General features: G+C 35.0%; 4 protein-coding genes. 2 read left to right on the top strand and 2 right to left on the bottom strand.

What is annotated here, in order from left to right:
* Window positions 1-139 precede the first annotated feature (139 nt).
* Together AC1W31_RS11165 and dnaK are read right to left on the bottom strand one after the other, a co-directional pair.
* Window positions 140-1,243, bottom strand: coding sequence for a GIY-YIG nuclease family protein (locus AC1W31_RS11165; protein WP_481734527.1), 1,104 nt, complete (start codon window positions 1,241-1,243; stop codon window positions 140-142).
* A 194-nt stretch (window positions 1,244-1,437) separates the two neighbouring features.
* Complete coding sequence (gene dnaK / locus AC1W31_RS11160; protein ID WP_481734526.1) at window positions 1,438-3,348, bottom strand: molecular chaperone DnaK; 1,911 nt, start codon at window positions 3,346-3,348, stop codon at window positions 1,438-1,440.
* A gap of 243 nt (window positions 3,349-3,591) precedes the next feature.
* Between dnaK and AC1W31_RS11155 the strand changes: the two genes are divergently transcribed.
* On the top strand, window positions 3,592-4,509 hold the full coding sequence (locus AC1W31_RS11155) for a D-2-hydroxyacid dehydrogenase (protein ID WP_481734525.1): 918 nt from the start codon (window positions 3,592-3,594) through the stop codon (window positions 4,507-4,509).
* A gap of 139 nt (window positions 4,510-4,648) precedes the next feature.
* Complete coding sequence (locus AC1W31_RS11150; protein WP_481734523.1) at window positions 4,649-6,757, top strand: T9SS type A sorting domain-containing protein; 2,109 nt, start codon at window positions 4,649-4,651, stop codon at window positions 6,755-6,757.
* Window positions 6,758-7,091 lie beyond the last annotated feature (334 nt).

Below are 7,091 nucleotides of genomic sequence, written 5' to 3'. Positions count from 1 at the left end.
GTTCATACTCGTATCCATCAGTTTGTGATTTCTGACTATCTTTCCATGCTAAATATTTAGCAAACAGGGCTTTAAATGCTAATTCTTCGTTTTCCATGAAAACAATTTCGCCAATTTTCGCCAACTTTACAAACTTGTCCTACACCCGTAAACAAGTTATATTCCAATAATTAAATTCACTTGCCAAGTAATTTGGAATAGCTGATTTAATATATTTTCTCAATAAATTTATTATCTCCTTAAAATATAATTTTTCTTTAAGTTTTAAATACCTGTTTTTGAACTTATTTCTTACATCATCATTGTTGAATTTGCTTCCTATTAGGGTATTGTAGGACAAATTACTTACCCATTTTTCTTGTTGTACTTCATCAAAAACATTCAAAAATTCAACTTGTTTGAGATTACGAATTCTTAATTTTAGGGTTTCAAATATTGCTATTGTTGTATTTTCTTCTGAGAGCAGTAAATCTTCAATTGTTGGTTTGAAATATACTGTTACAATATCATTATACTTTTTAAAATGCTGTTTAATTCTGACTTGGATTTTTTTTGCCTGTCCTATATAGTATTCATTATTGCTAAATTCAAGTATATATATCCCACTACATTTTTCGTCTCTTAGATTTTGGAATCCGTAATCACTAACTATAAATAATTTATTATTGTCATTTGGATTTGCAGTTTTTACTTTTTCAATCTCATTGATTTTTTGAAAGCGCTCAATATCTTGAACTTCATTCAAAAGTAATTGGGCAATATCAATATTTGCTTTTTCATATTGTTCTGTCAAATTATATATATCCGCTCTCCATTTTAAAGCAACTTCGTCGTCATAATTTAACAAATGATTTGAAAATAATTCAATAGCTTTTTCATAGTTTTCAATAAAATAATTACACCCTCCTAAGTAAAAATCTATACTATCTAATTCGTTATTTAATAATTTTGCACTTTCTAAATCTCTGATTGCTAAATCATATTTATCTGTTGAATAATAACAAATACCTCTATTATATAGTCCTAAAGCATAGTTTGGATTTAATTCTAATGCTCGTGAAATGTCAATAATTGCATTATTAAATTCTTCCATTTCAATAAAAGCTTTACCTCTTGCACCGAAAAGTAAATAATTTGTCTTGTCTAATTCTATTTTTGAATTACAGTAATTAATCATTCCAACAAAGTCTTTTTTGTGGAAATAGTTTATCAAAGTTTCACTTAATTGAATTTTGTCACTCATTGTCTGTTAGTCTCATTTTTCAAATTAGCACATAACGAGTATATAATCGCAATATACCCGATTAATTTAAAATTCATTGCGTACTTTATTAAAGCATGAATAAATAAATTTGACAAAAAAAAGTGTTATAAAACCTACAAAGGAGATTTCATAACACTTTTTTAAATATATTTAGGCTTAACACCTAAATCAAATTACTTCACCTCCTCAAAAGGCACATCTTCCGCTTGTGAATTTGAACCTGCATCGGCAGTTTGTCCATTGTCACCACCCATTGGTTGTCCGTCTTGTGGATTTCCAGTTTGCGCATACATCTCAGTTGATGCCGTTGCCCAAGCGTTGTTCAAGGCTTCTAAAGCAGTGTCAATTGCTCCACCATCACGTAATGCGTGGGCTGAACGTAAAGTTGTCAAAGCACCTTCAATCGCTGATTTATTACCTTCTGATAATTTATCACCGTATTCTTTCAACTGTTTTTCCGTTTGGAAAATCAATGAATCTGCTTGGTTGATTTTTTCAATTTTTTCTCTTTCAGCTTTATCTTCTGCTTCGTTAGCTTTTGCTTCTTGACGCATTCTTTCGATTTCAGCATCCGTCAAACCGCTTGATGCTTCGATACGGATATTACTTTCTTTTCCAGTTCCTTTATCTTTTGCTGATACGTGGAGGATTCCGTTGGCATCAATATCAAAAGTAACCTCAACCTGTGGAACACCACGAGGTGCTGGTGGAATACCATCTAAGTGGAAACGTCCCAAAGAACGATTTTGTGCTGCTAATGGGCGTTCTCCTTGCAAAACAACCAATTCAACCGAAGGCTGATTGTCGGATGCAGTGGAGAATGTTTCAGATTTTTTGGTAGGAATCGTTGTGTTTGATTCAATCAATTTAGTGAAAACTCCACCCATTGTTTCAATACCCAACGACAAAGGAATCACGTCCAATAAAAGTACGTCTTTCACTTCACCCGTCAAAACACCACCTTGAACTGCCGCACCAATTGCCACCGCTTCGTCAGGGTTTACGCCTTTAGATGCTTTTTTACCCCAGAATTTTTCAACTTCTTCCACTACTTTTGGAATACGAGTTGAACCACCTACCAAGATAACTTCGTCAATGTCAGCGTTTGAAAAACCAGAGTTTTTCATGGCACGCTTAGCTGGTTCCATCATACGTTGGAACAATGAATCTGCCAATTGTTCAAATTTAGCACGTGATAAGGTACGTACTAAGTGCTTAGGCATTCCATCCACAGGGAAAATATACGGCAAGTTGATTTCCGTAGAAGCACTTGATGATAATTCAACTTTCGCTTTTTCAGCCGCTTCTTTCAAACGTTGAAGAGCCATTGCATCTTTGCGTAAATCAACCCCTTCGTCATTTTTAAATTCGCCTGCCAACCACTCAATAATTACCTGGTCAAAGTCGTCACCACCTAAGTGTGTATCACCATCAGTTGATTTTACTTCAAAAACACCATCACCTAATTCCAACACTGAAACGTCGAAAGTACCGCCACCTAAGTCGAAAACGGCAATTTTCATATCTTTACCACCTTTATCAAGACCGTAAGCCAAAGCAGCTGCGGTTGGTTCGTTGATGATACGTTTTACTTCTAATCCTGCAATTTGTCCAGCTTCTTTGGTAGCCTGACGTTCTGCATCATTGAAATAAGCAGGAACAGTAATAACGGCTTCTGTAACAGTTTGTCCAAGATAATCTTCGGCAGTCTGTTTCATTTTCGTTAAAATTTGCGCCGAAATTTCTTGTGGTGTATAAAGACGGTCGCCAATGCGAACACGTGGAGTATCGTTTGAACCTTGCTCAACCGTGTAAGCAATCGTTTTTAATTCGCTTCCAACTTCTGTATAACGTTTACCCATGAAACGTTTGATAGACGACACTGTGTTTTTAGGGTTAGTAATAGCCTGACGTTTGGCTGCATCTCCGACTTTACGTTCACCGTTGCCATTATCTAAAAATGCCACGATTGAAGGTGTAGTACGACGACCTTCTGAGTTAGCGATTACGACTGGCTCATTACCTTCCATTACGGCTACGCAAGAGTTGGTTGTTCCTAAGTCAATACCGATAATTTTTCCCATTTTATTTATTAATTTATTATTTGAATAAGTTTTTAATCTAATTTTCCTTAATTTCAACAATCTTAATGCCAGTAGGTTTTTTATCCATTTTTTATGACAGATTGACAGCAAAAGGGCTTTTTGTTGTCAGACTTGCGGTAATAAAGATTTAATTACTGACAAAAATAATCATATATTTGTCGATTTCGTCAGAGCTACTGAGTCGCACAAAAATGGTCGTAAAGACATTAATAATCCAATAAAATGAAAATATACATTCACACAAAATTTCAAAATACTGAAAATCAGTCTTTTAAAGAGAGTTTAATTCCAAAATACGAAGTCGTAATCGGGGAGGAGATACCCGCTGAAAATCAAAAAGCACAATTTTTGGATTCAGACATTTGTTATGGAAATCCGCCAATAGCATGGGCAAATGAAACCGTAAAATTGCAGTGGCTTCAACTCAATAGTGCTGGACTCGACCCGTATCAACAATTACTTGATTATCAATTCAAATTGACTAATCTAAAAGGTTATTTTGGACAATCAGTTGCAGAAACTACTGTAGCAGGAATTTTGGGGGTTTATCGTAAAATAGATGAACTTGCCCGATTACAAACACAAAAAAAATGGGTAGGCACTCCCATCCGAGAGACGCTACATTTACTCTACCATGCAAAAGTACTGATATTGGGAAGTGGCGCTATTGGTCTGAAAACCAAGCAATTATTGTCTGGGTTTGAATGTGATACAACCGTTTTAAATTCAAAAACGATTAGTCAAATTGAAGATTATCTGCCCGACACGGATATTTTGGTAAGTACGTTACCCGATACCTCCGAAACAAAAGGTTTAATCAGTAAAGCATATTTAGAAATGCTAAAACCGTCGGCTTTGTTTGTCAATGTTGGCAGAGGATCCAATGTAGATGAAAAGGCTTTGATAGAAATTTTAAAGGCAAAACGTATCATGGGAGCCGTTTTGGACGTTACAGAAGTAGAGCCACTTCCTGAGGATAGTGTACTTTGGGAAATGGAAAATGTACTTTTAACCCAACATTCATCGGGTGGATGGTTGGAAGAAAGTTCTGGAAAAGTAAAATTCTTTTTAGAGAATTTGGGTAGATTTGAGCGAGCACAAGAATTATTGAACGTAGTAGATTTGAAGAAGGGCTATTAGGTAAGGTTTCTATTGCTCGACCAAAGCATAAATGTGGCAATTAATCCGCTCATGAAATTGGAAATTATCGTTTAGTATTGACAAATTTATTTATTCAAAGCTATACAATTTTCTACAAAAGATAATCAAAAATGCAGATATGAATGATAAAAATATTTTTCGGATAAAATTTTTGACGAAGGGCGTATTCAATACGCCTTTTTATGTTTCGCTATTTTTTTATCTACTTAATTGTCAGCAGATTATAGCCCAAGATAATCAGCGATACTTAGCTTTAGTATTGGTAAATATTGATGAAAAAGAGGATGATTTAGGCGTGAAAGAAATTGAAAAAGCGCATCAATTAGGATTTAATGCGGTTAATATTGCCGTGCTTTGGGACTACGTGAAAGTCTATCGGGCGGGTACGCCAAATCCATGGATTCAAGTGGATAATCAAATGAAAAAAGCATCGGAATTGGGAATGAAAATTGGGCTTCGTGTGTGGGTGGACGGTTGGTGTGGCGATGATAAAAGCCAATGGTGTTCTAATTTTAACGAGAATGATTTAATGACTGATGGCGAGGGAAAATACGATTATGCTCAATCAGGGCCAGGCAAGCGTAGAATGACTTCTTTTGCGAGTACCTCTACCTTAACTCGCATGAAAAATTTCACCACGGAAGTGATGGAGAGGTATAAAAAATACCAAGAAAATGGCGATATTCTGTACGTCAGTTTAGCCACTACGGGCGAACAAGAATTGGGCTATCCCTTCGGCAATTCGACTACGGATGGAATGTTTGATTATTCACAGCCGATGCGAGAAGCCTACCGGGTTTGGTTGCGAAGAAGATATTGTAATGATTTGAATTTGTTGAAAAAATCTTGGGGGGGAAATTATAACGATTTGAAAAGTTTTAATGAAATCAATCCCAAATATAGCCAGTATTTTCAGTACACCTTTGAAAACCAGGATGGTAGAGATTGGTATAATTTTCGACATTTTATGTTAAAGCGTTTTAGTGCTGAATTTATTCAGACTGTGAAATCTGTAAAAGTAAGCCGACCTTTCAAGTTTGTGAATGATTATGGTTCGGTCTTCGATGATTTATCCGTGAGGCGTGGAACGATGGCTTTTCAGGATTTAGCCGAGGGAACGGATGGCATAAAAGTGAATGATGCTCTGCCGTATAATCATCGTTTTTCGATGGATTTAATACGAAGTAATATGCCTAATAAATGGGTAATGAATGAGGCAGAATTTAAAGAATTAATTCCAAGTCAAACAGAATCAGCCGTTCTTGCCAATGAATCTTTTCAGCAAATTGACCAATCTTTTGCTCATGGTGCTAAAATGGTTGCTTATTTCCCAAATGTAAAAGGAAAAAATCTGATGGAAGTTTTGGAAAATTCCCCAAAATTTGTGGAAGTAATCAAAAATAAATGGCTGAATAATAAAACGCCAATTTCGGTGAGTCCCAAGGGTAAAATGACGATTAAATTATCTGAATTTTTATTTGATGGAGGTTGCGTAATGGGTTCGGGAAGATGTAAAGTATTACCGATTTGGCAGGATATTTCTGCCAAAAATGGCGGACAGCCCGTAGAAGTAATTATGGAAGAGGATTTTATAAAGGATTCTACGCCCGTTTGTGAAAATTCAAGTATAAATTCTGAGTACGAAGGGCAATTGCAAAAAGCTGATTGTTTAGGTGGTTACGGCTGGATTGTCAATAAAAGTAATATTGTGGAATCTGTTAAATACGAAGTGCAATTGGATGGCAAAACGATAAAAATAGCATTAGCTGATAGTTTAAATCATGAATCTCAACGATTTTTTGGGAATGCAAAACACGGCTTTTTTTTCAAATTGCCTTTACTTTCTGACGGGAACCATAGTTTGAAAATCAAAATTCCGAATAGTAGTTTTTTAATTGGAAATGCTAAAATAAGTATTAATTGTGCCAATTTAGGAAAACAATCTACTATTAACTCTATCAATATTTGTCCAGAGTGTGAGGAATTAAATCTTTATCCAAACCCCGCCACTGAACAAATTTCTTTGGGTTTTAAACTGCTTGATTTCAAACCTGTTTTGATTGAAATATTTGATGTTTTGGGACGAAGAGTTCATTATTCAGATACTTACGGATTAACGGGTGACAATGATTTAGAAATTAGTACGCAACATCTCAGCGCAGGAACGTATGTCGTAAATGTAAAAATTGACCAAAAACTTTACCAACGTAAATTTGTGAAAAGGTAAAATTTATTGAGTCTGTCAATGGGTTTTGCATTCAGCAGTCCCTTCTTTTATGCCAAATGTAATTAGATGCTCATTATCGGGAAATTTAGATGAATTTAGGGTTATTTCTACTGTTGAAGGTTGATTTTTTGATAAGAAATGCCTTAAAATAGTATGAGGAATTGTGTATTTAATTGGACAAATTTTATTTATTATTACAATATTTTTTCACTAAACGGCCTAAAAACGTATATTTGCAGTTGGATAAAAGTTTGGAGTTAATTTTTAGAAAATTGACCCCTTTTTTTATGTTCGTCGATCTTTACTTTCAACAATTTTAACCGTTTAGTATTAG

This window comes from Arcicella sp., assembly GCF_964672035.1.
Note: the sequence above shows the minus strand (reverse complement) of the source record. Positions and strands in the feature narration are given on the sequence as shown.

What these genes read in the sequence shown, in the direction of transcription:
- AC1W31_RS11165 (WP_481734527.1), bottom strand. Translation starts at nt 1,243, where the DNA reads ATGAGTGACAAAATTCAATTAAGTGAAACTTTGATAAACTATTTCCAC.
- dnaK (WP_481734526.1), bottom strand. Translation starts at nt 3,348, where the DNA reads ATGGGAAAAATTATCGGTATTGACTTAGGAACAACCAACTCTTGCGTA.
- AC1W31_RS11155 (WP_481734525.1), top strand. Translation starts at nt 3,592, where the DNA reads ATGAAAATATACATTCACACAAAATTTCAAAATACTGAAAATCAGTCT.
- AC1W31_RS11150 (WP_481734523.1), top strand. Translation starts at nt 4,649, where the DNA reads ATGAATGATAAAAATATTTTTCGGATAAAATTTTTGACGAAGGGCGTA.